Origin of the sequence: Lysobacter changpingensis, from assembly GCF_017308985.1 — a bacterium.
In the GTDB taxonomy this organism is placed as follows: Bacteria; Pseudomonadota; Gammaproteobacteria; order Xanthomonadales; family Xanthomonadaceae; genus Lysobacter_J; species Lysobacter_J changpingensis.
The window spans coordinates 328,721-355,275 of sequence record NZ_JADWPE010000002.1; the positions used below are offsets into that span (position 1 = coordinate 328,721).

The 26,555-nt window shown below is 68.6% G+C and carries 20 protein-coding genes; 13 read left to right on the plus strand and 7 right to left on the minus strand.

Annotated features, from left to right (window positions below):
- The first annotated feature begins 41 nt into the window (after window positions 1-41).
- A complete protein-coding gene (locus I4U41_RS03085; RefSeq protein WP_206859669.1) occupies window positions 42-1,364 on the plus strand; it encodes an amidohydrolase family protein in 1,323 nt (440 codons plus the stop codon).
- Between the two features lie 114 nt (window positions 1,365-1,478).
- Here I4U41_RS03085 and I4U41_RS03090 read toward each other — a convergent pair whose 3' ends face one another.
- Window positions 1,479-2,099 (minus strand): DUF998 domain-containing protein, encoded by a 621-nt coding sequence (locus tag I4U41_RS03090; RefSeq protein ID WP_206859670.1) that lies wholly within the window; start codon window positions 2,097-2,099, stop codon window positions 1,479-1,481.
- A gap of 102 nt (window positions 2,100-2,201) precedes the next feature.
- On the opposite strand from I4U41_RS03090, the gene trxA reads away from it, so the two are divergent.
- From trxA to I4U41_RS03115, 5 genes are all read left to right on the plus strand, one after another.
- On the plus strand, window positions 2,202-3,077 hold the full coding sequence (gene trxA / locus I4U41_RS03095) for a thioredoxin (protein WP_206859671.1): 876 nt from the start codon (window positions 2,202-2,204) through the stop codon (window positions 3,075-3,077).
- A 247-nt stretch (window positions 3,078-3,324) separates the two neighbouring features.
- Complete coding sequence (locus I4U41_RS03100) at window positions 3,325-3,795, plus strand: DUF4442 domain-containing protein (RefSeq protein ID WP_206859672.1); 471 nt, start codon at window positions 3,325-3,327, stop codon at window positions 3,793-3,795.
- Window positions 3,796-3,966: 171 nt separating this feature from the next.
- A complete protein-coding gene (locus I4U41_RS03105; protein WP_206859673.1) occupies window positions 3,967-5,979 on the plus strand; it encodes a bifunctional serine/threonine-protein kinase/formylglycine-generating enzyme family protein in 2,013 nt (670 codons plus the stop codon).
- A gap of 66 nt (window positions 5,980-6,045) precedes the next feature.
- Complete coding sequence (locus I4U41_RS03110; protein WP_206859674.1) at window positions 6,046-6,753, plus strand: DUF502 domain-containing protein; 708 nt, start codon at window positions 6,046-6,048, stop codon at window positions 6,751-6,753.
- Between the two features lie 87 nt (window positions 6,754-6,840).
- Complete coding sequence (locus I4U41_RS03115; protein WP_206860387.1) at window positions 6,841-7,611, plus strand: queuosine precursor transporter; 771 nt, start codon at window positions 6,841-6,843, stop codon at window positions 7,609-7,611.
- A gap of 3 nt (window positions 7,612-7,614) precedes the next feature.
- On the opposite strand, the gene I4U41_RS03120 is transcribed toward I4U41_RS03115, so the two are convergent.
- Together I4U41_RS03120 and I4U41_RS03125 are read right to left on the minus strand one after the other, a co-directional pair.
- On the minus strand, window positions 7,615-8,400 hold the full coding sequence (locus I4U41_RS03120) for a LytR/AlgR family response regulator transcription factor (RefSeq protein WP_206859675.1): 786 nt from the start codon (window positions 8,398-8,400) through the stop codon (window positions 7,615-7,617).
- A complete protein-coding gene (locus tag I4U41_RS03125) occupies window positions 8,397-9,476 on the minus strand; it encodes a sensor histidine kinase (RefSeq protein ID WP_206859676.1) in 1,080 nt (359 codons plus the stop codon). The genes I4U41_RS03120 and I4U41_RS03125 overlap by 4 nt, the downstream gene beginning before the upstream one ends.
- A 147-nt stretch (window positions 9,477-9,623) precedes the next feature.
- Here I4U41_RS03125 and I4U41_RS03130 point away from each other — a divergent pair, with 147 nt between their 5' ends.
- The 4 genes from I4U41_RS03130 to I4U41_RS03145 all read left to right on the plus strand — a co-directional run bounded on the left by I4U41_RS03130 (window position 9,624) and on the right by I4U41_RS03145 (window position 15,830).
- Window positions 9,624-10,550, plus strand: coding sequence for a TolB-like translocation protein (locus I4U41_RS03130; protein WP_206859677.1), 927 nt, complete (start codon window positions 9,624-9,626; stop codon window positions 10,548-10,550).
- A gap of 84 nt (window positions 10,551-10,634) precedes the next feature.
- Window positions 10,635-12,461: a DUF885 domain-containing protein gene (locus I4U41_RS03135; protein WP_206859678.1), complete on the plus strand. Its 1,827-nt coding sequence runs from the start codon at window positions 10,635-10,637 to the stop codon at window positions 12,459-12,461.
- Window positions 12,462-12,662: 201 nt separating this feature from the next.
- Window positions 12,663-14,480, plus strand: coding sequence for a DUF885 domain-containing protein (locus I4U41_RS03140; RefSeq protein WP_206859679.1), 1,818 nt, complete (start codon window positions 12,663-12,665; stop codon window positions 14,478-14,480).
- A gap of 573 nt (window positions 14,481-15,053) precedes the next feature.
- On the plus strand, window positions 15,054-15,830 hold the full coding sequence (locus I4U41_RS03145; RefSeq protein ID WP_206859680.1) for a murein L,D-transpeptidase catalytic domain family protein: 777 nt from the start codon (window positions 15,054-15,056) through the stop codon (window positions 15,828-15,830).
- Between the two features lie 99 nt (window positions 15,831-15,929).
- Here the strand turns inward: I4U41_RS03145 and I4U41_RS03150 are convergent, their stop codons facing one another.
- Together I4U41_RS03150 and I4U41_RS03155 are read right to left on the minus strand one after the other, a co-directional pair.
- The gene (locus tag I4U41_RS03150; RefSeq protein ID WP_206859681.1) at window positions 15,930-19,013 is read right to left on the minus strand and encodes a hypothetical protein; all 3,084 of its coding nucleotides are present in this window, start codon (window positions 19,011-19,013) and stop codon (window positions 15,930-15,932) included.
- Between the two features lie 32 nt (window positions 19,014-19,045).
- Window positions 19,046-19,807 (minus strand): FkbM family methyltransferase, encoded by a 762-nt coding sequence (locus I4U41_RS03155; protein WP_206859682.1) that lies wholly within the window; start codon window positions 19,805-19,807, stop codon window positions 19,046-19,048.
- Window positions 19,808-19,991: 184 nt separating this feature from the next.
- On the opposite strand from I4U41_RS03155, the gene I4U41_RS03160 reads away from it, so the two are divergent.
- Window positions 19,992-21,029: a L,D-transpeptidase gene (locus tag I4U41_RS03160; RefSeq protein ID WP_206859683.1), complete on the plus strand. Its 1,038-nt coding sequence runs from the start codon at window positions 19,992-19,994 to the stop codon at window positions 21,027-21,029.
- A gap of 14 nt (window positions 21,030-21,043) precedes the next feature.
- Window positions 21,044-21,469 (plus strand): YybH family protein, encoded by a 426-nt coding sequence (locus tag I4U41_RS03165; RefSeq protein ID WP_206859684.1) that lies wholly within the window; start codon window positions 21,044-21,046, stop codon window positions 21,467-21,469.
- A gap of 81 nt (window positions 21,470-21,550) precedes the next feature.
- On the opposite strand, the gene I4U41_RS03170 is transcribed toward I4U41_RS03165, so the two are convergent.
- Window positions 21,551-22,858 (minus strand): DEAD/DEAH box helicase, encoded by a 1,308-nt coding sequence (locus I4U41_RS03170; RefSeq protein WP_206859685.1) that lies wholly within the window; start codon window positions 22,856-22,858, stop codon window positions 21,551-21,553.
- Window positions 22,859-23,202: 344 nt separating this feature from the next.
- On the opposite strand from I4U41_RS03170, the gene I4U41_RS03175 reads away from it, so the two are divergent.
- Window positions 23,203-25,029: a monovalent cation:proton antiporter-2 (CPA2) family protein gene (locus I4U41_RS03175; protein WP_206860388.1), complete on the plus strand. Its 1,827-nt coding sequence runs from the start codon at window positions 23,203-23,205 to the stop codon at window positions 25,027-25,029.
- 73 nt (window positions 25,030-25,102) lie between these two features.
- Here I4U41_RS03175 and I4U41_RS03180 read toward each other — a convergent pair whose 3' ends face one another.
- On the minus strand, window positions 25,103-26,491 hold the full coding sequence (locus I4U41_RS03180) for an MBL fold metallo-hydrolase (RefSeq protein WP_206859686.1): 1,389 nt from the start codon (window positions 26,489-26,491) through the stop codon (window positions 25,103-25,105).
- Window positions 26,492-26,555: the final 64 nt, after the last annotated feature.

The window sequence follows — 26,555 nt, forward strand, 5'->3', positions numbered from 1 at the left end:
ATCGGCCCTCCAGGGGATCCGAACCATTCGGGGAGTCGTACGTGTTCAAGCCGCTCAATCTTGCCCTGCTGGCCGCCATCGCCAGCCTTCCGGTCCATGCCGATGCCCAGACCGCCACGCCCGCGAAGGATGCGACCCAGGCGCTGCAGTGCGGACAGGTGTTCGACGCCCGCACGGGCAGGCTCACCGGTCCCGCGACGCTGATCGTGCGCCAGGGGAAGATCGAACAGGTCATCGGTGGCACCGGTGCGGACGTCGCCGGCGCCACGCGCGTGGACCTGGGCGGCCACACCTGCATGCCCGGCTGGACCGACCTGCACGTGCACCTGGGCAGCCAGTCGAGCCCGCAGAGCTATTCCGAAGGCTTCCGCCTCGACGATGTCGATTACGCCTTCCGTTCGGTCGATTACGCGAAGAAGACGCTGATGGCCGGCTTCACCAGCGTGCGCGACCTCGGCGGCGAAGTCAGCCCACACCTGCGCGACGCGATCAACCAGGGCCTGGTGTCCGGCCCGCGCATCTGGGCGGCGGGCAAGTCCATCGCGACGACCGGCGGCCACGCCGATCCCACCAACGGCTACAACGACGCGCTCTCGCACCTGATCGGCCCGCCGGGTCCGACCGAAGGTGTCATCAACTCCATCGACGACGCGCGCCAGGCCGTGCGCCAGCGCTACAAGGAAGGCAGCGACGTCATCAAGATCACCGCGACCGGCGGCGTGCTGTCGTACGCGAAATCCGGCGACGCGCCGCAGTTCACCGTCGACGAGGTAAAGGCGATCGTCGACACCGCGAAGGACTACGGCTACCGCGTCGCCGCGCATGCGCACGGCGAGGAAGGCATGAAGCGCGCGGTGCTCGGCGGCGTGACGACGATCGAGCACGGCACGTACATGAGCGACGACGTCATGAAGCTCATGAAACAGCACGGCACCTGGTACGTGCCGACGATCTATGCCGGCCGCTTCGTCGCCGACAAGGCGAAGATCGACGGCTACTTCCCCGACGTCGTGCGCCCGAAGGCGCAGCGCATCGGCGCGCTGATCCAGGAAACCGCCGGCAAGGCCTACAGGAACGGCGTGAAGATCGCCTTCGGCACCGACATGGGCGTGGGCCCGCACGGCGACAACGCGCGCGAGTTCATCTACATGGTCGAGGCGGGAATCCCCGCTCCGGTGGCCTTCCAGGCCGCGACCATCCGCGCCGCCGAGGTGCTCGGCGCCGACGACCAGGGCGTGATCGAAGCGGGCAAGCGCGCCGACATCGTCGCGGTGCCGGGCAATCCGCTGGAGGACATCCAGCAGGTGATGAAGGTCGACTTCGTGATGAAGGACGGCACGGTGTACCGCGCACCGGAGGCCTGATGCGTCATGCCCTTGTAGCCCGGGCAAGCGAGGCGCACCCGGGAGCCGCCGGCAAGGGCCTCCCGGGTGCGGCTACGCCTTACCCGGGCTACAAAGGCGCCGTGCGGATCGCGATCACGCGATGCGGATGATTCCGCCGCAACGCGAAGCGACCACCACGCACGCCAGCCATGCCAGCAGCACCACGCGCTGCGCGATCGGCCCGGCGATTACCGGGAAGACGTTCAACAACACCGCGATCGCGCCTGCGACGACGAACGCGATCGCCCCATTCCGCCATGCCCGGTCCCGCAACAGGCCGAGCCCCAGCATCAGCGCACCGGCTGCGAACGCCAGCCACCACAGCAGCCACATCGTGGCGTGACGCTGGCTGATTGGGCCATCCAGGTCCGACGGATCCAGCCGCCACACGCCCTGCGCCGCGAACGCCAGCGCCGAGAGCGCCAGCATCCAGCAGCCGATGCCCGCCCACCGCTCGGCGCCCACCGGCAACCGCCCGCGCACGCGCACGAACACCCACGCCGCCAGCAGCCCCGGCACCACGAAGCCCAGCACGTTGAATGGCGCCGCACCTGGAACGCCGGCCGCTCCCAGCAATCCGAGCGGATGCAGCGCGTGCGAGAACTCCGGCAGCGCCGCGCCGAAACCCAGCGCCGCGAGCACGCAGCATGCGGCGGCCAGCCAGCCGGCATGGCGATCGAACGCGGCGAGGCGCGACGGGAACGGACGGTTCATCCCGGCATGCTAGCGTGACGACCCGCTCTGCGCCCGCTTGGCAGGCGCGCGCGCCGCCCCCATCTCCCCAGCATCGCCGAACGAGCCCCGCGAGCCATCCGAATGACGATTTCCGACGCCACCGCCAACGCCCACGTCTTCGACGCCACGGCCGACAACTTCGAGACCGAAGTCCTGCAGAAATCGCTGCAGACGCCGGTGCTGGTGGACTTCTGGGCCGAATGGTGCGGGCCGTGCAAGACGCTGGGCCCGATCCTGGAGAAGCTCGCCGCCGACTACCACGGCGCGTTCCGCTTGGCGAAGGTCGACGTGGACAAGGAGCCGCAGCTAGCCGGCGCCTTCCAGGTCCGCTCGATCCCGACCGTGTTCCTGGTGAAGGACGGGCAGCTGGTGGACGGTTTCCCCGGTGCGCTGCCCGAGGGCCAGCTGCGTGAATTCCTGACGCATCACGGCATCCAGCCGGCCGAAGCCATCGAAGAGGTGCCGGAAGCCGCTACCGCGCCGCTCGATCCGCACGCCGAGGTCGTGCGCCTGCGCCACGAATCCGAAGCCGCGCCGGACAACGCCGAACTGCGCCTGGACCTCGCCCTCGCCCTGCTGCGCATCGGCGCGGCGCAGGAAGCCGAGCAACTGCTCGACGCGCTTCCGGCGAACCTCGCCACCGACGACCGCTCGGTCCGCGCCCGCTCGCGGCTGGGCTTCGCGGCGCTGCTGAAGGATGCGCCGCCGGCGGAGGTGCTCGAGGCGGCCATCGCCAGCAACCCGGACGACTTGCGCGCCCGTCACCTGCTCGGCGCGCTGAAGCTGGTGGATGGCGACGCCGAAGCGGGGCTGGAGCAGTTCCTGGAGATGCTTCGCCGCGACAAGACCTACGAGGACGGCCTGCCGCGCAAGACGCTGATCGACGCCTTCCGCGTGGTCGAGGACCAGGACCTGGTGGGGCGGTATCGGCGGAAGATGTCGTCGTTGTTGTTCTGATTTTCGGGATTCGGCATTGATGCTCTTGTAGCCCGGGCAAGCGAAGCGCACCCGGGGACGTCGCGCCGCTCCTCCGGGTGCGCTTCGCTTACCCGGGCCACCAGGGCTCGCCACCACGTCGTATCCGGCGTCTACGTCGCTCTCTCCCCCCCCAACCCTCCCCTGCATTCGCAGGAGAGGGAGCGCCGGCCTGGATCAATACGCATCCGTATGGCAGGCTGTGCATCCCTCACGCACGCCCCACCGCATGAAAGCCAGCGTCCTGCGCCGCGGCCTGAACCTCTGGCCGCCGTTCCTCTTCAGCGGCATCCACGTCACCACGATTTCCGACGACTACCGCCACGCGCACGTCGAACTGCGCATGCGGCCCTGGAACCGCAACTACGTCGGCACGCACTTCGGCGGCAGCCTATTCGCGATGACCGATCCGTTCTGGATGCTCCTGGCGATGCAGTCGCTGGGTCGCGAGTACTGGGTGTGGGACAAGGCCGGCGCGATCGAGTTCGTCAAGCCCGGCCGCGGCACGGTGCACGCCGACTTCCGCCTGGGCGGGGACGTCCTCGACGAACTTCGCGCCGCGACCGCCAACGGCGGGAAGGCGCTGCGCTGGTTCGACACCGATGTCACCGACGCGCAGGGCGAGGTCGTCGCGCGCGTGCGCAAGCAGCTGTACGTGCGTCGAAAGCCGGCGCATCGCGACAACGGCAACGGCGATTGAGCGTGGCCGATGGCCGTGAACACGGCCCAAAACAAGCCAATTCCGGCAAAAACTGACACAACGCGTCATCACGCTGAACCAACGATTGTGCGCACATCGTTGTTGTGATGGGCACGTCGTGAGCTTTCCCCTCTCACGGCGTATGCTCCTGCTTCGCGACAGGGGGCCGCGATGTCCGGTTCTGCAAGCAACAACGACAACGCATCGCCATTGCCGGAGATCGCCGGTTATCGCCTGCACAAGGTGATCAACCACGGCGGCATGTCGACCGTGTACCTGGGTCACCAGCTTGCGCTCGCGCGCGAGGTGGCGATCAAGGTCATGCTGCCTGTCGCACTCGCGGACGAAGTCAGCCGTCGCCGCTTCGAGAACGAAGTGCGCACGATCGCGCGCCTGGAACACCCCAACATCGTCGGCATCTTCGAAGTCGGCCGCACCTTCGACGGCCTGCCCTACTACGCGATGCCGTACCTGCCGCGCGGCCATCTCGGCCAGCGCGACCTGAGCCGCGACGAGCCGCGCGCGATCGAGATCGCGCTGACGCTGCTGTCGGCGCTGGAATACGCCCACGCGCGCGGCGTCGTGCATCGCGACGTGAAGGCCGAGAACGTGCTGTTCGACGAAAGCGAACGCGTGCTGCTGGCCGACTTCGGCATCGCGCTGCGCCGCGGCTTCGGTCCGCGCGTGACCACGGCCGGACTGGCGGTGGGCAGCACCGCGTACATGGCACCCGAACAGGCGCGCGGCGAGGACGTCGACGGCCGCGCCGATCTTTACAGCATGGGCGTGCTGCTGTGGGAAATGCTCACCGGGCGCCTGCCGTTCGAAGCCGCCGACGCGCTGTCGATGGCGGTGATGCACGCGCAGGATCCGATTCCGAAGCTGCCGCACCCTTTGCGCCACTGGCAGCGCTTCATGAATCGCGCGTTGTCGAAGCAGGCGGCCCACCGCTTCCAGGACGCCGCGCAGATGGCCGACGCGATCCGCGCGGTGCAGCAGCGCAAGCCGTGGACGCCCGCGCTGGAAGCCGTGCGGCGCCTGCGCCCCGCACAGCGCTGGGCGATGCCGGTGTGGGCGAGCGTCGGCGTGACCGCGGTGACGCTGGTGGTGCTCGCCTTCAGTTTCAATCGCGACGATGACGGCACGCCCGCGCCCGTGCCGGCCGTGCCGATGGCGACCGCGCCGGAAGCGACGCCGTCGGTCGATCCGACCGCCGCGATGTTGCAGCCACTGCCCGAGGCGCCGCTGCAGCACGCGCTGGAAGACGCGCGCCAGCAGATCGCACGTGGCCGCCTGACCGAACCGCAGGACGCCAACGCCTTCGACAGCGTGCTGCTCGCCTGGCACACCGACAGCACGCATCCGGACGTCGCCAAGGCCATCGACCAGCTCACCGGCGCGTTCTCCGAGCACATCGTGCGCGCGGTGAAGGATGGCAAGGACGAACGCGCACGCGACCTGCATTCGCGCGCGATCGCGCTCGGCCAGCAGACCGGCACCGCGAATTCGCCCGCGCAGCAGAAACTGCGCGAGGCCACCGGCGACGCGGTGGAAGCGCGCCTGCAACTGGCCGTGAAGCGCCGCGACGGCGCCGACGTGCAGCGCCTTACCGCGCTGGCCCATCAGCTGGACCTGCCGCGCAACAAGTTCGACGCCCGCCTTCTCGCGCAGGCCAAGGCGATGCCGAAGGGCCTCGCGCGCGGCGCGACGCTCGACACCACTTCGCAGAGCAGCGCGAAGGTCAGCGTCGCGCTGACGCCACGCCCGGTGAGCCGTCGCGAGTACGCGCGCTTCGCCGCCGCCAATGGCCGCGAGCCGGCGCTGTGCCGCGAACGCGCCTCGCTGCTGCGCGTGCTCGATCCGCGCGACTGGCAGCAGCCCGGCTTCAAGCAGGCCGACAACGACCCGGTGGTGTGCATCTCGCTGGAGGATGCGCAGGCGTACGCGCGGTGGTACAGCGCGCAGACCGGCCGCCGTTATCGCCTGCCCAGCGCCGAGGAAATCGGCCAGTCGCCTGTCGAGATCGACGGTCGCACGGTGTCGCTGTGGCTGCGCGACTGCGGCCAGAACTGCCAGCAGCGGCAGGTCGCCGGCAGCTCGTGGCGCAACCGCGAGGACCAGCGCACGCTGGCCGCTTCGCGCGGCTACGACGACGTGGGGTTCCGCCTCGTCCGCGAGCGCTGAGGTCCATCGCGCTTCCACGGCGCATGGGCCGCGATTGCGCGCCCGTTCGGTTCTACAATCCGCGCCATGCCCAATGCCCCCGAATCGCCCGCCGTCGCGCCACGGCCCGCGGCGCCCAAGCCGAGCCTGCAGAAGCTCTTCCTCACCGGCCTCCTGACCCTGTTGCCGATCTGGCTGACGTGGGTCGTGGTCAAGTTCGTGTTCGTGCTGCTGTCGGACATCAGCGCGCCGCTGATCGGCCCGGTGCTGCAGAACCTGGCGGACAGCTATCGCCAGCTGGGCTGGCTCGACGAACCATGGGTGCGCACCGTGCTGGCGTTGCTGGCGACGGTCGCCGTGATCCTGTTCTCCGGCATGATGGCGCGCCGCGTGATCGGCCAGCGCCTGCTGCGCTGGTTCGAGGCGTTGATCCAGCGCATTCCGCTGGCGAGCATCGTGTATTCCAGCGCGCGGCAGCTCCTCGACATCCTGCAGACCAAGCCCGACGGCACGCAGCGCGTGGTGCTGGTGGATTTTCCGCACAGGGAGATGAAGTCCATCGGCTTCGTCACGCGCGTGATCCGCGAACACGGCACCGGCCGCGAACTCGCTGCCGTGTACGTGCCGACCACGCCGAATCCGACGTCGGGCTACCTGGAAATCGTGCCGGTGGAGAAGATCACGCCGACCGACTGGAGCGTCGACCAGGCGATGAGCTTCATCATTTCCGGCGGCGCGGTGTCGCCGGAGAGCATTCCGTTCTCGCCGCCGCCGGTCGGAGACGACCGTCCGTGATCCGCCATTCCTGATCCGCACCACCGCGTCCGCGCCGAAGGGGAGAAGCGCACCGTGAACGAAGCCGCGTCGCCGTCCATCGCCCCCATGCCCGCTCGCACCATCGACGACCGCGCGCTGCGGTTGTTCATCGTGCTCAGCGCGTTCTTCTGCGTGAACGCGGTACTGGCGGAGTTCATCGGCGTGAAGATCTTCGCGCTTGAGGAAACCCTCGGCATCGCGCCGCTGCACTGGAACCTGTTCGGCCAGACCGGTTCGCTGAGCTTCACCGCGGGTACGCTGCTGTGGCCGGTGGTGTTCCTGATGACCGACGTCATCAACGAATTCTTCGGCCGGCGCGGCGTGCGGATGATCTCGTGGCTCGCCGCCGTGCTGATCGTGTACGGCTTCCTGTTCGCCTTCGCGGCCATCGCGATCGCACCGGCGGACTGGTGGGTGAAGGCCGCGCAGGCGCAGGGCGTGGCCGATTACCAGGCGGCGTTCGCGGCGGTGTTCGGCCAGGGCATGTGGACGATCGCCGGCTCGCTGGTCGCCTTCATCATCGGGCAGCTGATCGACGTGGCGGTGTTCCACCGCATCCGCAGCGTCACCGGCGAGAAGCACGTGTGGCTGCGCGCGACCGGTTCGACCGCCGTTTCGCAGCTGGTGGACAGCTTCGTCGTGCTCTACATCGCCTTCGTGCTGGGGCCGCAGAAGTGGCCGACCTCGCTGTTCCTCGCGGTGAGCACGGTGAACTACGCGTACAAGATGCTCGCGGCGATCGCGTTGATCCCGCTGATCTACCTGGTGCGCGCGGGCATCACGCATTACCTCGGGGAAGCGCGTGCGCGGGAGCTGCGCGAACAGGCCGCGGCCTGAGGGTCACGGCGTCGAGCACAGGCCCAGCATGCCTCGCACGCGTTCGCGATAGCGCGTGCCGGTGCCCACGCGCAGGCCGCCGTGCAGGCGCAGCAGGTAGCGGCCGCCGCCGAGCACCTCGACGTCGCGGATCGCCTGCAGGCGCACCAACCGCGAGCGGTGCACGCGCACGAAACTGCGCGGGTCCAGGCGCGTTTCCAGCGCGGTGAGCGTTTCGCGCAGGCGATAACGCTGCGGACCGACGCACAGTTCGACGTAGTTCGATTGCGCCAGCACGCAGTCGATCTCGTCCACGTTCAGCATCTGCAGGCGCGCGCCCACCGGCACCGCGATGCGTTCGACGCATTGCGTGGGCCGCTCCGTCGGCGTTCCCGCGAACGCCTGCACGCGTGAGGCGTCGATCCCGCTCGGCAACGCATCGCCCAGCGCGCGCCGCACCCGTGCCAGCGCCGCGCGCAGGCGTTCGGCAGAGAAAGGTTTGAGCAGGTAATCCGCGGCGTCCGCGTCGAAGGCGCGCAGCGCGTGTTCGGCGTGCGCGGTGACGAACACCACGCGGGGCCGCACGTCCGCCGGCAGCGCCTCGATCACGCCGAATCCGTGCAGGGCCGGCATGCGCACGTCGAGGAATGCGACATCCGGTCGCAGCCGGCGGATCGACGCGACCGCCGCGTCGCCATCGGCGCATTCGGCGACGACGTCCACGTCGGTCATCTGGCCGAGCAGCCGGCACAGCCGCGCGCGCGACATCGCTTCGTCGTCGGCCACGATGGCGCGCAGGCGTGCGGTCATGGCGCGACACCCGCCGCGCGATAGGGAAGATCCAGCCGCACCAGCGTTCCGCCGGCGACCAGCGCGACGATCTCCAGCAGATGGTCGGCGCCGTACAGGCAGGCCAGCCGCGCACGCGTGTTGCGCAGACCGATGCCCGCGCCGTGCGGCGTCGGATGCGCACCGCCGTCGTCGCGGACTTCGAGGATCAGGCGATCGGCATTGCGCTCGGCGCGCACCGACAGCGCGCCTGGCGTGGTTCGCGTGGCGATCGCGTGCCGGATCGCGTTCTCGACCAGCGGCTGCAGCACCAGGTGCGGCACGCGTGCATCGAGCGAGGCCGAATCGATGCCCCATTCGATCCGCAGCCGTTCGCCCAGGCGGAGTTTCTCGATGCCGAGGTAGTGGTCGAGCGCGACCAGCTCCTCGCGCAGTGCGACTTCCTGTTGCTGCGACGCGCCCAGGCTGTGGCGCAGCAACGCGCCGAGGTCGACCAGCATGCGGTCGGCGACTTCGGCGTCGCGGTGGATCATCTCGGCGATCGAATTGAGCGCGTTGAACAGGAAATGGGGGTTGAGCTGCGCCGACAGCGCTCCCAGCCGCGCCTGCGCGAGGCGCGATTCCAGCTCGATCGCCTGCCGTTCGCGATGCCGCGCGCGCTCGGCGTACACCAGCGCGTGCGCGATGCCGACGATCATCCACGACATCAACAGGTTGTTGAGCGCGCTGGTCGCCAGCACCGCGCCGAACGACGGCAGCGTCGCGTACCAGCCGATGAAGCCGTTCAGCGCGACCACCGCCAGCGCACGCGCGACGATCACCAGCGCGACCGCCAGCGCATGCACGAACAGCGCCTTCGCGATGCGTCCGCGCGCGCCCGGCCATTCGATCGGCCAGCGCCGGACGCACCAGAACAGGCCGAACGTGATCGGAATCCACAACCACGCGCTCGCCAGTTCGAGCCGCAGGACCTGCGCCACATCGAGCGCCTGCCCCGTCGCCTCGCGCATGTTCAGCACCTGGCCGGACCACACCAGGGCGTTCAAGGTCCACCAGGCCGTCACCAGCAGCACGAGCAGGGGCGATCGGATGCGCATGGACAGCGAAGCTAGACCCGCGCGGGGGCGCTTGCAATCGCAGGCGGCGCGTTCGTCCCGCGATCCGGCGGGTTCGTCCCGCATGTGCGCATCGCATCGCGCGGACGCGGCACAGTCGCCCCGCCATCCCCGACGAAGGAGTCCGTCATGCCGCAACGCACACCGCATTCGCGCACGTCCGCCCTGGTCTTCGCCCTGCTCGCCTGCATCGCCCTCCCCGTTCACGCGGGCGACGGCGGGGATCGCTGCCCGCCCGTTCGCAAGTACGCCGAAGGGACGATTTCCACCGATCGCTGGGAATGGCGGCTGAGCTTCGCCCCGAACCGGCTGCGCGCATACTGGTCCACGACCGCCGGCTGGTGGCCGGGCACCCGCGAGCAGGCGACGATCCTCACCGCGCGATGGTCGCCATGGGGCTGGGGCGAACCGGAAGTCGCCCCGTTCTCCGGCATCCACAGCGACATGGACCCGCACGTCTCGCCGGACGGGCGCACGATCGTGTTCTCCTCCGAACGCCCGTCGCCCGACAACAGCGGCGGCCGGATGGACCTGTGGAAGGTCGAACGCACACGTCGCGGCTGGAGCCAGCCGATGTACCTGGGCGCGGCGGTGAACAGCGCGGGCGATGAGCTGTACGCCAGCACCGATCGTCACGGCAACCTGTACTTCGGCAGCGACCGCAGCGGCGAATGGAACATCTATCGCGCGCGCCGCCTCGCCAACGGCCTCCATGCGCCGGCGGAGCCGCTCGGCGACGGCGTCAACAGCGCCGAGCGCTGGGAGTTCAATCCGGAGATCTCGCCCGACGGACGCACGCTGGTGTTCACGCGTCTGGATTTCCCCGGCGACCCGCTGCCGGACCTGGGCTACGGTTTCGGCGATCTGCACGTCAGCCGCCTGCGCGACGGAACGTTCACGCCGGCGCGGAACCTCGGCCCCTGCGTGAACACCGAATGGGACGAGTTCCATCCGACCGTGCTGTGGGACCGGGGCCTGCTGTTCTATGCCCGCGACATCGGCCAGCCGAGCGATTTCTACGTCACGCCACTGCGCCTGCCAAAGCTGGACGACTGACGCCCCGCGCATGACCTTCGGCCCATGCCGCCCCCGGGTGGGCGGGCGAGCCTTCGGGGTCGCCCGTCAACCCGGATTTTTCCCATGCCGCACCCTGCGCGTCCGATCCTCCACCTTCCGCTCGCCATTGCCCTGGTCCTCGGCGCCGCCACCGCCCTGCCCTCCGCTGCGTTCGCGCAGGCGCCCGTCGCCGCTGATGCAGTCCAGGATGCGAAAGCCGCGCGCCTGAACCGGATGTACGAGCAGTACTGGGAAGAGCTGCTCAAGCTCAATCCGCTGCAGGCGACGTTCCAGGGCGACAACCGCTACAACGACCAGCTGCCGAACACGCTTTCGGCGCAGTACCGCCAGCGGATGCACGATTTCAACACGCGCTGGCTCAAGCAGGTGAAGGACGTCGGCAGCGACGGCCTGAGCGGGCAGGATCTGCTGAGCTACGAGATCTTCGTGCGCGATCGCGAAGATTCGCTGGAAGCGGAGAAATTCCCGACCTGGCAGCAGCCGATCAACCAGTTCTACAACTTCGCCTCGACGTTCGTGCAGCTGGGCTCGGGCACCGGCGCACAGCCGTTCAAGACCGTCGCCGATTACGACAACTGGCTCAAGCGCGCCGCGCAGGCGCCGGCGATCTTCGACCAGGCCATCGCCAATTCGCGCGAAGGCATGGACAACGGCGTCGTGCAGCCGCGCGCGCTGATGGTGAAGGTGATCCCGCAGCTGGACGCGCTGATCAAGGACAAGGCCGAGGACACGCTGTTCTGGGGGCCGATCAAGAACTTCCCGGCCGGCTTCAGCGATGCGGACAAGCAACGCCTCACCACGCAGTACCGGCAGGTGATCGAAACGCAGTTGATGCCGTCGTATCGCGAACTCCGCGATTTCGTCGCCAACGAATACCTGCCGAAGACGCGCACGACGTCGGGCCTGGACGCGCTGCCGAACGGCGCGGCGTGGTATGCGTTCAACGCGCGCAATTCGACGACCACCGACCTGACGCCGGCGCAGATCCACCAGATCGGACTGGACGAGGTGAAGCGCATCCACGGCCAGATCGAGGGCGTGATGAAGCAGGTCGGTTTCAAGGGCTCGATGCAGGACTTCTTCAAGTTCATGCAGACCGACCCGCGTTTCTCCTTCGCCGACGAGCCCGCGCTGCTGGCGCACTACCGTGGGCTGGAAGAGAAGATCAACCGCAGGATCCCCGAGCAGTTCTCGCTGATCCCGAAGGCGGCGTTCGAGATCCGTCCGGTGGAACCGTTCCGCGCGCAGTCCGCCGCGGGCGGTTCGTACATGCGTCCGAGCCAGGACGGTTCGCGCCCGGGCATCTTCTACGTCAACACCTACGACCTGCCGACGCGCAAGACGTGGGACGCCGAAGACCTGTACCTGCATGAAGCGATTCCGGGCCATCACTTCCAGCTCGCGCTGCAGCAGGAGCTGACGGGCCTGCCGAAGTTCCGCCGCTTCGGCAGCGAGATCGCCTTCAGCGAAGGCTGGGGCCTGTACGCCGAATCACTCGGCAAGGACCTGGGCGTGTATACCGATCCGTACAACTACTTCGGTTACCTGCAGAACGAGCTGTGGCGCGCGATCCGCCTGGTCGTCGACACCGGCCTGCACAGCAAGGGCTGGACGCGCGAACAGGTCATCAAGTACATGCTCGACAACTCGGCCGAGAGCGAAACGCAGTCCACCGCCGAAGCCGAGCGCTACATGGCGATTCCGGGCCAGGCGCTGGCATACAAGATGGGCGAGCTGAAGATCAAGCAGGTGCGCGCGAAGGCCGAGAAGGCATTGGGCCCGAAGTTCGACGTGCGCGAATTCCATGCCGAAGTGCTGAAGGACGGGTCGGTGCCGCTGGAGATCCTGGAGCGCAAGATCGATCGTTGGATCGGGGAGAAGCAAGGCTGAGGTTCGTCCACTTCGTCGCGCTTTTGTAGCCCGGACAAGGCCGAAGGCCGCATCCGGGGCGCTTCCCCGGGTGCGCTTCGCTTACCCGGGCTACAGGAGCCTGGAGGCAATGCGATCTTTGCTCCCATCGCCCGCCCGCCGTACGCTCCGCCACGTGCCCGCTCCATCGGCCAGACGCACACCATCCACCAGGAGAACCGCATGAAGCTCCGCCCGCTGTTGCTCGCCCTCGCCGTCTCCGCCGCGGTTGCCGGCTGCTCCAAGCCCGCCACCGACACCGCCGCGACCGACAAGCCCGCCGCCGCGCAGACCGCGCAGGCCAAGGCCGACCAGCTGAACAAGCTCTACGCCGATTTCTGGGAGGCGTACCTGAAGCACAACCCGGTGCTGGCGACCTACACCGGCGACACGCGCTACAACGCCGAACTGCCCGACTTCGGCTCGCAGCAGTATCGCGACGAGTCGAAGAAGTTCCTGCAGGACTGGCTGGCGAAGGCCGAGGCCATCGGCTCCGAAGGCCTGGCCGGGCAGGACCTGCTGAACTACGAGATCTTCACCAAGGACGCGAAGGACCAGATCGAATCCTTCCAGTTCCCGGGCTGGATGGTGCCGGTGAACCAGATGGACAGCACCGCGAGCCTCGCCGTGCAGTTCGGTTCGGGCGGCGGCGCGCAGCCGTTCAAGACCGTGCAGGACTACGACAACTGGCTCAAGCGCGGCGCGCGCATCCCGGTGCTGTTCGACACCGAGATCGCCAACATGAAGCAGGGCATCGCCGCTGGCGTCGCGCAGCCGCGCGTGCTGATGGAGAAGGTCGTCCCGCAGCTGGACGCGCTGATCAAGGACAAGCCCGAGGACACGCTGTTCTGGGGCCCGATCACCAACATGCCCAAGGAGTTCAGCGACGCCGACAGAAAGCGTCTGACGGACGCCTACCGCACGATGATCGCCGACCAGCTGATGCCCGCGTACAGGAAGCTGCGCGCCTTCATCAACGACGAATACCTGGCCAAGACGCGCGATACCTTCGGCCTGGACAAGCTGCCCAACGGCCAGGCGTGGTACGCCTTCAACGCCAAGCAGAGCACCACCACCGACCTCACGCCGGCGCAGATCCACCAGATCGGCCTGGACGAAGTCGCGCGCATCCATGGCGAGATGCAGAAGGTGATGACGGACGTGGGCTTCAAGGGCTCGCTGCAGGACTTCTTCAAGTACGTGCAGACCGACAAGAAGTTCGAGTTCAAGAGCCAGGAAGAACTGCTCAAGTACTACCGCGGCCTGGAAGCGAAGATCAACGAGAAGATCCCGACGCAGTTCTCGCTGATTCCGAAGTCGCCGTTCGAAATCCGTCCGGTGGAACCGTTCCGCGAGAAGTCCGCGGCCGGCGGCCAGTACTACCCGCCGAGCGAGGACGGCACGCGCCCGGGCATCTTCTACGTGAACACCTACGACCTGCCCTCGCGCAAGATCTGGGACGCGGAAGACCTGTACCTGCATGAAGCCATTCCGGGCCATCACTTCCAGATCGCCACGCAGATCGAGCTGAAGGACCTGCCGGCATTCCGTCGCTGGAGCATCCAGAGCGCGTTCGCCGAAGGCTGGGGCCTGTACGCCGAATCGCTCGGCAAGGACCTGGGCGTGTACACCGATCCGTACTCGTACTTCGGCTACCTGCAGAACGAGCTGTGGCGCGCGATCCGCCTGGTCACCGACACCGGCCTGCACAGCAAGGGCTGGACGCGCGATCAGGTCATTTCGTACATGAAGGAAAACTCGGCCGTCAGCGACACCACGGCCGTGGCCGAAGCCGAGCGTTACATCGCGTGGCCGGGCCAGGCGCTGGCGTACAAGATCGGCGAGTTGAAGATCAAGGAACTGCGCGCGAAGGCTGAGAAGGAACTGGGCGGCAAGTTCGACGTGCGCGAGTTCCACGCCGAAGTGCTGAAGGACGGCGCCGTACCGCTGGCGGTGCTGGAGCAGAAGATCGATCGCTGGATCGCGTCGAAGAAGGGCTGAGTTCGAATCCTCGACGCAGCATCGAAAGGCCGGGTCCTTGCGGACCCGGCCTTTCCTTTTGCCGAGCTTCATTTCGTGTGCGCGACGGCGTTGACCTCACGACTGGGCTTCCCGCGCGTGGCGTTGCTCGCGACGGCGCATCACGCCCACGTCGTCGTTGGTCGATGTCGGCAGTAGACCCGTTGTGCAACGCTTGCGATGCGCGTTCGCGATGCGGCGCAGGCCGTCGACCGGGGACGTTTCTTGTCGGAGTCGTTCGGTGAAGCTCGCACGGGTTTTGTCCCTTCTCTACATGCTTGCCATCGGATGCGAGGCATTCGAACAGAGCGTGCGCAAGGAGAGCATCGAAGCTGCGGAATGCGTCCGGCACGGAGGTGCAGCGGAACGAGCGGGGCCGATCCGCACGGCCCCCGCGCATAGGGTCTGAGCTGAACGTGCCCGGGGCGACGCCCCCCTTCCGGGTTGTTTCGGATGCCGCGCGCCCTATATTCGGAAGGTCTCTGCGCCTGGGCGGCTGCCCGCATCGGGTGCCCCGCCGGATCGCCGATCCGGCCCCGCACTTCCGAAGCCGCCATGTCCGCCGTCCTGCGCATCGCCACCGTCGCCGCCCTGATGCTCTCCGTCCCCGCGGTGGTGCAGGCGGACCGACCTGCCCGGTCGCGCGCCGTCGCCATATCGACGCCTTCGCACGCGTCCTCCGTGCCTGATGCCGGAGGACGCTGGCTGGCGCGCCTCGCTCCCGCGGCAAATCCACAGGTGCTCGGCATGGCCGTCGCGGCGATGGAGTGCGCGCAGGCCAGCGGTGTCGGTACGGATGCGAAGCGCCTGGCTGTCATCGATTACAGCCGGCCGTCGCTGATGCCACGGCTGTGGGTGTTCGATCTTGCCGCGGGCCGGCTGCTGTACGAGGAAGTCGTCGCGCATGGGCAGGGTTCCGGCGAGAACATGGCGACGCGGTTCTCCAATCGTGATGGCAGCCATCAGTCGAGCCTGGGCCTGTTCGTCACGGCCGATACCTACGTCGGCAGGAACGGCTACTCGCTGCGCATGCGTGGGCTGGAGCCCGGCGTGAACGATGCCGCCGAAGCGCGCGCGATCGTCATGCACGGCGCGCCTTACGTCGATCCGTCGCAGGGCCAGCGCATGGGTCGTCTGGGGCGAAGCTGGGGATGCCCGGCGGTACGAAGCGCGGTCGCGCGGCCGATGATCGACCTGCTCAAGGACGGCCAGTTCGTTTTCTCGTACTACCCCGACCAGGCGTGGCTGTCGCGTTCGGCGCTGCTCAAGTGCCCGGCGGCTCGCAAGGCACTCGCACGCGAACCCGCTGCGGGAACGTCCGCTTCTGGGTGATCGACCGGCTGCCGTTGGCGCCGGTTGGTTGATGGCGCGTTCCGATCAAACGAACGCGCCCGACTGCGCAAACGAGCGGGCCGACCGGCCTGCGTCGGCTCAACTCGCCGAACGCAGGCTCTGGCGGTTGGCGAGCCACGCCGGATCCTTCTGGCTGTGAAGCGTCGCGCTCCACTGGCGGCTCGCCTGATCCCACAACTGCACCAGCGCCTGGTCGAGGCGCGCGCCCGAACGCGCCGCCGCTTCGCAATGCACGCACGCATCACGCGGTGCGCCATTGCGCAGTGCGGCCTGCGCCAGCAGCCCGCGCGAACGGGCGTCGTTGCCCGCGAGTTCTTCAAGGCGACGATACAACGCAGGATCGACCGCAGCCGACGACTGGCCCAGCCGCGCCTGCATCACGCAGCGCAGCGCCGCCAGCGAGAACGCGGGGTGCTGCAGCAGTCCGGACGCCATCGACTCGGCACGCGCGTATTCGTCGCCGGCCTGCGCCGTCGGCAGGGATGCGGCACGTTCGAGCAGCAACTCGGCGGCTTCGATCCGCAACTGCGGGGCATCGCCGCGTTCGACCAGCGGCAGGAGGCCGGCGATCGCATCGCCCAGCGCGGCAGGACGCGACACCGCGTTGGACTGCGCGGCACGACGCCGCAGCATCCGCGAGCGCGCCATCGCGACGTGCGTGTTGCCGGGCAACAGGTCGTCCAGGCGTTTCAGGATCGCCTCGCCTTCATCGAAGCGCGAGCGCGCGGCGTCGCCGCGCAGGTGCGCGGTTTCCAGCGCCAGCAGTTCCAGCCAGCTGAGCAGCAGTTCCGGTGCCGCATCGGGACCGGTCAGCACGTCGCGATAGCTTTCGCGGAACGTGCGCAGGTGCAGCGTGCGCGTCGCGCCTTCGGCGAGTTCGGCGTGCGCGAGTTCGTTCTCGACCTTCGCCGCGTACCACGCCGGTCGGTCCTGCTCGCTGGCGGCATCCACGCCGGCGGCGAGCACGGCGTCGGCATCCAGGCGCACCTTCGATGCCTGCGTGTTCGACAACAAGCGCGCCTGCGCCTGCAATGCCTGTTGCAGCTTCCACGCCGCCATCGAAGCAGGATCGCGAGCGACGCGGGCGGCATCGCGCAGCACGTGCACGGCTTCGGCCATGCGCTTTGCGCGCGACGCGGTGTCTTCGTCGGTTGCGGCAAGGGCACGTTCGAACAGTGCATCGCCCAGCGTCGTGCCGCGCAGCGGATCGGCCTGCCCGCCTTCCATGGCCGCACGGCGCAGCGCGGCGATGGCGAGATCCAGCGTGGCGCGTTGTGCCGCGCCGCGTTCGCCCGCCGCCTGCAGCAGGCGGCAGCTGCCCGCGCGGTACCAGATGTCTTCCTGCGAGGGATCGCGTTCGAGCAGGCGTTCCATGGCCTCGGCCGCGTTGGCGTAGGCTTTCGGACCACCGTCCGCGCGCGCGATCTGCCACCAGCACAGCGCCGCCAGCACCCAGACCTCGACCGGCGGGCGCGCGGAGTGCATCGCCTCGTCCAGGTGCGTCAGCGCTTCGGCGTACGCACCGGCTTCGACGAGCTTGCGGGCGTGTGCGATCGCGTCATGCCTGCTCGCGACCGGGGGCTGTTCCCGGCGCGGTTCGGTCGTCGCGACCGGTACCGGTTCGCTGGCAGGCGCGGCGGCGCGCGTTTCGACGGAAGGCGCGCTCGCCATGTTCGGGGAGAGCCCCATTTCGGCGGGATGCAGCATCGCCACACCGGTCGGCTGCATGACCACCGGCGGCGACGATGCATTGGTGACCGTCGCTTCGCGGTGGGTGCCGGCGATCGCGCCCAGTGCGGCGATGGCGGCTTCGGCCGGAAGCAGCGGCGCGCCGGCGTTCGGCAGGATTTCGGCGTGAGGCGGGGGCGACTCGGCGTTGGACGACCCTTCGGTCACCAGGTGTCGTATCGGCAACACGGACGTTCCCCTGGCGCCACCATCGTCGTGGGGCGTCGCTGCGATCGGCACCACGGGTTCGACCGGGAACACCGGCGCCATCGCAGCGCCTTCGCTCGTGACCTGCGCTTCCGCAAGTGTTTCCGCCTCTCCGGAGGCATTCACGGGCACGCCATCGCCGTGGAACTGCGGCGCCATCGCCAGCGACGCCGGATCGGCCCCGTGCGGCAGGAACGCTGCAGGACTCAATCCGAAGTCACGGCCCGCTTCGAAGCCGGATTCGAATTCGGACTCGGGAACGAACAACAGCCCATCCCCGACCTCATCGCCGAGCTGGTAACGATGCGCGAAACCGCCGTCCATCGTCACCGGCGCCTCCCACGGCGCGCGATGCAGGGCGTGCGTGGGCGCGTAGATCTCGTACGCGGAGAACATGCGAACCTGCGGCTTCTCGCTGGCGCACAGGCGCTGGGGCGATGCCGGCGGCAGCGGCCCGACCGGTTCGGCTCGATGCGTGTTCATCTTGATGACCCTCTGCGGTCGGCGCTTGCGCCGGCCCACGGTGAATAACAGCAGCAGCACTGCGGCGATGCCGGCCAGCCACCATGCGGCGCGCGCGTCGATCTCCTCCTTGGTGGGACGCCCGGATGCGATCGCGCCCGCGCCGAAGACCGACGCCGCGACCGGCCGGGACAACGCCCGTTGCCCGGCGGATGACACCTGGACTTCCTGGACTTCGGCGACCGGTGGCCGCTCGGCTCCGCCCGACGCGAAGGATCCCGCTTCGGCTCCCATCGCTTCGTCCCGCCCGGCGACGGCCGCCGACGAGCGGTCCATCTCATCGCCAGCGACGCCAGCGACGCCCGCAGTGTCCACGGCATCCGCGGCACCCGGCGGCGCCGCCGACGCGCCTGCGCCCACGGCGGTATTCGCGGACCGCGCATCCGGTGCGCCAACAGGGACGCCCCGCTTCGACGCGACGCCATCGCCGACGCCGCCGCGTCCACGCGCAGCACCGGACGAGCGCAAACCGTCGGTGTGATCGACCTGCGTTGAGGCAACCGACGTCGGGGCGGCAACGCCCGGCGCATGCGGCACCCGGGACTTCGCAACCAGCTGCGGCGCTGCATCGGCCGGCGACACGCCCGGCAGCGGCATCGGCCAGCGCGCGCACGCGGCGAGCAGCACGACCGCCACGGCCGACAACCGCCAGCGGAGGATGCGTCCGCGCGCGGCACCGGTCGCGCGCCTGCTCTCCCGGTTCATGATGCCCGCCCGTCCCGACGCCGCGCGCGAGATCAGAGCTCGATCAGCCGGTCGAAGGCGACTCCACCTTCCTGCGGCGTCGCGATCACGTTCTGGTACACGCGGCCGGGGAAGATGTTGTTGGCATTGCCGACCTGGTTGTTGCGCGAGTACAGGTACGGCAGGTGCGACCAGACGCGATAGCCCAGGTCCTTCACGCGACGCACTTCCTCTTCCGCGACGTCCTGTTCGCCCATGCGGAAGTACAGGTTCGGACGCAGGCGACGGATGGTGCCGGCGGCGCCCTCCAGCACCGGCATCGTTTCGCCGGGGTAGTTGATCTTGACCAGGTGCAGCGCTTCCAGGTCGAGGTCGTCGAGCGTGCGCACCGGCACGCGCTCCTTGCGCTCGGTCGCGCTTTCCAGACCCGGCAGCACCGACCCGAGTTCGACCATGCCGCTGCTGCGGCCCAGCCACATCGGATGCGTGTGCACGTTCTGCAGGCCGTTGAGGGCCACGTTGGCGCACAGCTGCTGCATCACCATGCGGCGCGGTTCGATCACGTGCACCTTGCCGCGATCGCCCACGGCGCGCGCGAACCACAGCGCGTGCGCGCCGTATTCGCTGCCGAATTCGAGCACGTGCTGGTCGTCGGCGACGATTTCGCTGAGCTGGTCGAGTTCCTGTTCGATCCACTCCCCGTACTGCGCGAGCGAGCGCGAGGCAGGGCAGCGACCGGGCACGGAATTCATGACGCCGTAGCGGGTCTTCCACAACTGTGGGACCACCTCGGCCGGATTGTGCAGGTTGTTCATGATGATGCGCCTCGATTGAAAGCCACTGGAAGACAGAGCCCACAAGCCCTGCGTCATGTGTGGAATCTTGGCGGCCGGTCTCGTCCCGCAGAATGAGAACCGTCTGAAAAAACCTCACTCGCCCGATGGCGGGGCGGCTTCTCTTCAGGCTAGGCTGGATCGGACCCTGAGAATGGATTCCGCAATGACCCGCCTCCTGTTGACGCTGTCGCTGTCGTTGCTGTGCGGCATCGCCGATGCCGCGGTCCCCGTCTGGGGAGCCCGCCAATCCAGTCCGGCGAATACGCCGCCGTCGCAGCTCAAGCCCGGGGAGTGGATCTGGGGCGGGGACAACCGCGCGGGACCTCTGGCGGTGATCGTGAGCCTGACCGAGCAACGCGCCGTAGTCTATCGCAACGGTCTGCCCATCGGCGTCACGACCGTCAGCACGGGGCGCAAGGGCTACGAGACGCCGACCGGCGTCTTCACGATCCTGCAGAAGGACAAGGACCACCGCTCCAACAAGTACAACGCCGCGCCCATGCCCTACATGCAGCGGCTCACCTGGGATGGCGTGGCGCTTCACGCGGGCGGCCTGCCCGGATATCCCGAGTCTCACGGCTGCGTGCACCTTCCGTCGGAATTCGCGCGCCTGCTGTTCGATTCGTCGAACATGGGCATGGTCGTGGTGGTCTCGCAGGAAGGCAGATCGCCGGAGGACATGACGCATCCGGGCGCGCTGATCCCGATCGATCCCCACACTGGCGCCGAAGCCGCGATCCCACCGCTGGAGGCCGGGCAGAAGTACCGCTGGCGGCCGGAGCTTTCGACCGAAGGGCCGGTGTCGATCCTGCTCAGCGCGGCGGACGGGGAGATCATCGTGTTCCGCAACGGCATCGAGATCGGCCGCTCGCGCGTGCTGGTGCGCAATCCCGGCCAGCCGCTGGGCACGCGCGCCTACATCGTCAAGGACGGTTTCATCGACGGCGACAATCCGCTGCTGCCCGGCACGCGGATGCCCAACTGGAGCACCATCGGCATTCCCGGCAGCGGGCCGGACGCCGGTCGCCTGCTCGGGCCGGAGACGATCGACCGCGTGGTGATCCCGCACGATTTCGTCGCCGCCGTGCTGCCGCTGCTGACGCCGGGCGTCGTCATGCTGGTCACCGACGCGCGCGTGCGCCCGGAGACGACCGGCGGCGCGCCCGTGCAGGTGCTCGATTCCGATCCTCCGCAGACCTGATTCCGGGAACCGCCATGAACGATCCGTTCGTCCAGATGCTCGACGGCTACCGCGACGCGGTGTTCGCGCGGGATGTCGATGCGTTCGCCGCGTTGTACGACCAGGACGTCCACGTGTTCGACATGTGGGGCGAGTGGTCGCTGCGGGGCATCGCGGCATGGCGACGCATGGCGGAAGGCTGGTTCGGATCGCTGGGCGACGAACGCGTGCGGGTGACGTTCGACGACGTCGAATCCATCGTCGGCGACGCGATGACCTGTGGGCATGCGACGGTGACCTACAGCGCACAGTCAGCCGATGGCGCGATCCTGCGCTCGCTGTCGAACCGGATGACCGTGGTCCTGCAACAGCACGGCGATGGTTGGAAGGTCGTGCACGAGCACACCTCGGCGCCGATCGAACACGCCACGCTGAAGGCCGTGCTGAACTGGCCCGCCTGAAAAGACGAAAGCCCCGGCTGGGCCGGGGCTTCGTTCTGGAGCTGATGTCGACGCAGGTGCCGAACCGTGCGATGTCGAACGTCAGCCGTTGGCGACGCCGCTGCGCGAACCGCGACCCTGACCGCCGCCGCGATGCTGCTTCGGACCGGCATGCGCGTGGCGCTGCGCCGGCTTGCCGTGCGGACGGTTCGTGGGACGGCGGGCCGGTGCCTTCTGGCGCGGATTCGGCAGCGGCGCGTTGAGCTGGATCGGACGGCTCGGCGCGAAGCCTTCCACTTCCACCATCTCCACGTCGGCCTTCAACATGCGCTGCACCTGGCGCAACAGGCCGCCCTCTTCCGGCGCGACCAGCGACAGCGCTTCGCCGCTGGCGCCGTTACGGCCCGTACGGCCGATGCGGTGCACGTAGTCCTCGGCCACCATCGGCAGCTCGAAGTTGATCACCAGCGGCAGGTTCGGGATGTCGAGGCCGCGCGCGGCGACGTCGGTGGCGACCAGCACGCGGGCCTTGCCGGCCTTGAACGCGTTGAGCGCCTTCTGCCGCTGCGCCTGGCTCTTGTTGCCGTGGATGGCGACCGCGGCGAGGCCGGCTTCTTCCAGCTGTTCGGCCAGGCGGTTGCAGCCGTGCTTGGTGCGGCCGAACACGATCGCCTGGTCCGTATGGCGCGAGCTCAGCACGCTCACCAGCAGATCGCGCTTGCGACCGGCATCGACCACGTGCACGCGATGGCTGATGGTCTGCGCGATGGTGTTCTGCGCGGCCACCTGCACCTGCTTCGGCTCGCGCATGAATTCCACCGCCAGCGCCTTGAGCTGCGCTTCGAAGGTGGCCGAGAACATCATCGTCTGGCGATCGCGCGGCAGCTTGCCGAGGATGCGCTTCATCGCCGGCAGGAAGCCCATGTCGAGCATGCGGTCGGCTTCGTCGAGCACCAGCAGCTCGACGGCGTCGAGCTTCGCGGTGCCGCGATCGAGATGGTCGATCAGGCGGCCCGGCGTGGCGACGAGCACGTCGATGCCACGGCGGAACATCTCGACCTGCGGGCCCATGCCGGCGCCGCCGAAGATGACGCTGACGTTCATGCGCAGGTGCTTCGCGTACGAACGCAGGTTGTCGCCGACCTGCACGGCCAGTTCGCGCGTGGGCACGAGCACCAGCGCGCGCGGGCGGCGGTAACCGTTCGGCGCGGTCTGCTTCGAAAGGCGGTGCAGCAGCGGCAGGCCGAACGCAGCGGTCTTGCCGGTGCCGGTCTGGGCGCCGCCCAGCAGATCGTGGCCGGCCAGCGCCAGCGGGATGGCCTGCGCCTGGATCGGGGTCGGGGTGGTGTAGTTCTGCTCCGCCAGGGCGCGCAGCAGCGCGGGCGAAAGCCCGAGAGTTTCGAACGTCATGCGGGTGTTGCTCCTTGTCGCGCGCCATCGCGTCGCACCGCCACGGAAAGGCGGCGACGAAGTCATGTCGCGTGATGGCCCCGGCGTTCCCTCGAACCGCGCCGGCGGCGATCTGATTGGACGGCGACCGGACGATCCGGGCCGTGTCTGCGCTACGAAAGACGTGCGGGATAGAAGCCGTTGGCTCGGACCGGACTGCGGTCCACGGCGGGCATACCTGGGAAACGTACCCTTGCGGGGAGGCAGCCGTGCGCTGAACGGGGCGGACTCTACGCGAAACCGTCCGTTCTTGCCAGCCGTGTAGGCTTTGTCGGCCGGTGCGGTTCATGCGATTGGGGACGGAAATGGCGGATGCGGGATCGAACGATCTGGTCAAGGTGGTCGCGCTGCTCGGCGCGGCGGTGGTGGCGGTGCCGGTGTTCAGGCGCTTGGGCCTGGGATCGGTGCTGGGCTATCTGGCCGCCGGCCTGGCGATCGGGCCGTTCGGGCTGGGCTGGTTCTCCGACCCGCAGGCGATCCTGCATGTGGCCGAACTGGGCGTGGTGATGTTCCTGTTCGTGATCGGCCTGGAAATGCGCCCCTCGCACCTGTGGAGCCTGCGCCGGCAGATCTTCGGCCTGGGCACGCTGCAGATCGCCGCCTGCACCGCGGCGCTGACCGGCGTCGGCCTGCTGTTCGGCTACGAGCCGGTCGTCGCATTCATCGGTGCGATGGGTTTCGTGCTGACCTCCACCGCGATCGTCATGCAGCTGCTGTCCGAACGCGGGGACACCGCCCTGCCCCACGGCCAGAAGATCGTCTCGGTGCTGCTGTTCGAGGACCTGCTGATCGTGCCGCTGCTGGTGCTGGTGGCGCTGCTCGCGCCGGGCGAGGCGAGCAGCACCGCGTCACGCTGGGCGTCGATCGGCATCGCCGCCGGCGTGCTGGTCGCGCTGGTCGCCGCGGGCATCTGGTTGCTCAATCCCCTCTTCCGCCTGCTCGCCGCCGCGCGGGCGCGCGAGGTGATGACCGCCGCCGCGTTGCTGGTCGTGCTCGGATCGGCACTGCTGATGCAGCTGGGCGGATTGTCGATGGCGATGGGCGCGTTCCTCGCGGGTGTGCTGCTGTCCGAATCGACGTTCCGCCATCAACTCGAAGCCGACGTCGAACCGTTCCGCGGCCTGCTGCTCGGCCTGTTCTTCCTCGGCGTGGGCATGGCATTGGACCTGTCGGTGGTGGCCGCGAACTGGCTGCCGATCCTCGGTGCGGTGCTGGCGATGATGCTGGTCAAGGCGCTGTGCATCTACGCCGTCGCGCGCCTGACCGAGTCCAGCCACCGCGAAGCGCTCGACCGCGCCACCCTGATGGCGCAGGGCGGCGAATTCGCCTTCGTGCTGTATTCCACGGCCGCCGCGAGCGGCGTGATCGCCGCCGCGCAGAACGCCAACCTCACCGCGATCGTCGTGCTGTCGATGGCGCTGACGCCGCTGGTGGTGTTGTCGGTGCGTCCGTGGCTCAAGCGCGCGATGGAAAAAACCGACGACCTCGACGTCGCCGAAGGCCTGTCCGGCAACGTGCTGATGATCGGCTTCGGCCGCTTCGGCCAGGTCGTGAGCCAGTCGCTGCTCGCGCGCGGCGTGGACGTGACGATCATCGACAACGACGTGGAAATGATCCGCAGCGCCGGCACGTTCGGCTTCAAGATCTACTACGGCGACGGCACGCGGCTGGACGTGCTGCGCGCGTCCGGCGCGCACGATGCGCAGGTGATCGCCGTGTGCATCGACAACAAGCACGCCGCCAACCGCATCGTCGAACTGGCGAAGTCCGAGTTCGCGCAGGCGAAGCTGCTGGTGCGTTCGTTCGATCGCGAGCATTCGCTGGAGCTGATCAACGCCGGCGTCGACGTGCAGGTGCGCGAGACCTTCGAATCGGCGATGAAGTTCGGCCACCACGCGCTGTGCCAGCTCGGCGTGCCGAAGGACGAGGCGCTGGAGATCGTCGAGGACGTCCGCCGCCGCGATGCCGAACGCGTGCAGCTGGAGTTGTCCGAAGGCCTGACGGCGGGGACGCGGCTGCTCATCGGCAACCTCGCGCCGGGCCCGACGCCGACGCCGTTCACGCGACCGCGCCATGCGGCTACGCCGTTGTCGGCGGAAACGGCCGAAGCGACGCACGGCAGGAACGAGTGAGGAGGAGTGAGAAACGAGCAGGAGCCAAGCGGCCTTTACTAGCCTCTCGCTTCTCTCCGCTCGTTTCCCGCGTCTAGGCATCCAGCACAAGCCCAGGCCGCGCCAGCACCGCCTGCACGCCGAAGCTTTCGCCGATCTCGCCGGCCAGCGCCTCGCGTGCGCGATCCTCGCCGTGCACCAGCGCGAGGGGTGGATGCGCGGCGCCATCGCTGCCGCCGATCCCGCCGTACCACGCCATCAGGCCGCGCTGGTCGGTATGCGCCGACAGGCCGCCCACGGTGTGGCGCTGCGCGTTCACGCGCACGTCGTGGCCGTGGATGCGCACCCACTTCGCACCGTCGACCAGGCGCCGCCCGAGCGTGCCTTCGGCCTGGTAGCCGACGAACACCACGTGCGTCTGCTTCCGGTCCAGCCGGTGACGGAAGTGGTGCAGGATGCGCCCCGCATTCGCCATGCCCGAGCCGGCGATCACTATCGCGCCGCGTTCGATGCGGTTGATCGCCATCGATTCCTCGCGCGTCTGCGTGAAATGCAGGTTCGGCAGGCGGAACGGATTGGGCTTGTCGCGCCAGACCCGTTGCGCGTCCTCGTCGAACAGGTCGGCGTGGCGGTCGTAGATCGACACCACTTTCGCCGCCATCGGGCTGTCGAGGAAGATGCGCCAGCGCGACAGGTGCCATTCGTCCCAATGCCGCGCGAACCAGTACAGCAGTTCCTGGCTGCGGCCCACCGCGAAGGCGGGAATCAGCACGTTGCCGCCGCCGCGCCATGCGGCATCGAGAATCTCGCCGAGTTCGCGGATCGTCTCGGCGCGATCGCGATGCAGGCGGTCGCCGTACGTGGATTCCATCATCACCAGGTCGGCGCGGTCGATGCTGGCCGGATCGCGCAGGATCGGCGTCCCCTTCGGCCCGAGGTCGCCCGAGAACACCAGCTTTCGGTCATCGGCCCACAGCTCCACGCTGGACGAACCCAGGATGTGGCCCGCTTCGCGGAACGCGATCTCCACGCCCGGCAGGATCGCCGTGCGCGTGTCGTAGGGCAGCGGACGCACGAGGTCGAGCGCCGCCGCCACGTCCTCGCGCGTGAACAGCGGCTGCGCCTCGGGCTCGCCCGCGCGGCGGTAGCGGTTGTGGCGTTCGGCATCGCTTTCCGAGATCGACGCGGCATCCATCAGCATCACCGGCATCAGGTCGGCGGTGGCCTGCTGCGCATAGATCGGCGAACGGAATCCGCGTCGGACCAGCAGCGGCACGCGGCCGATGTGGTCGATGTGCGCGTGGCTGACGACGAGCGCGTCGAGCGATGCGGGCTCGAACGGGAACGGATCGGTGTTGCGGCGTTCGGCTTCCGGACTGCCCTGGATCATCCCGCAATCGAGCAGCACGCGACGACCCGCCGCCTCGACTTCATGCAGGGAACCGGTGACTTCGCCGGCCGCACCGTGGAAATGGACGCGCATGGGATTCCTCCTCGTGCGCGCACGCTAGCAGGAAGCCGGGGACGTGGGGAGTGGAGGCGGCGCA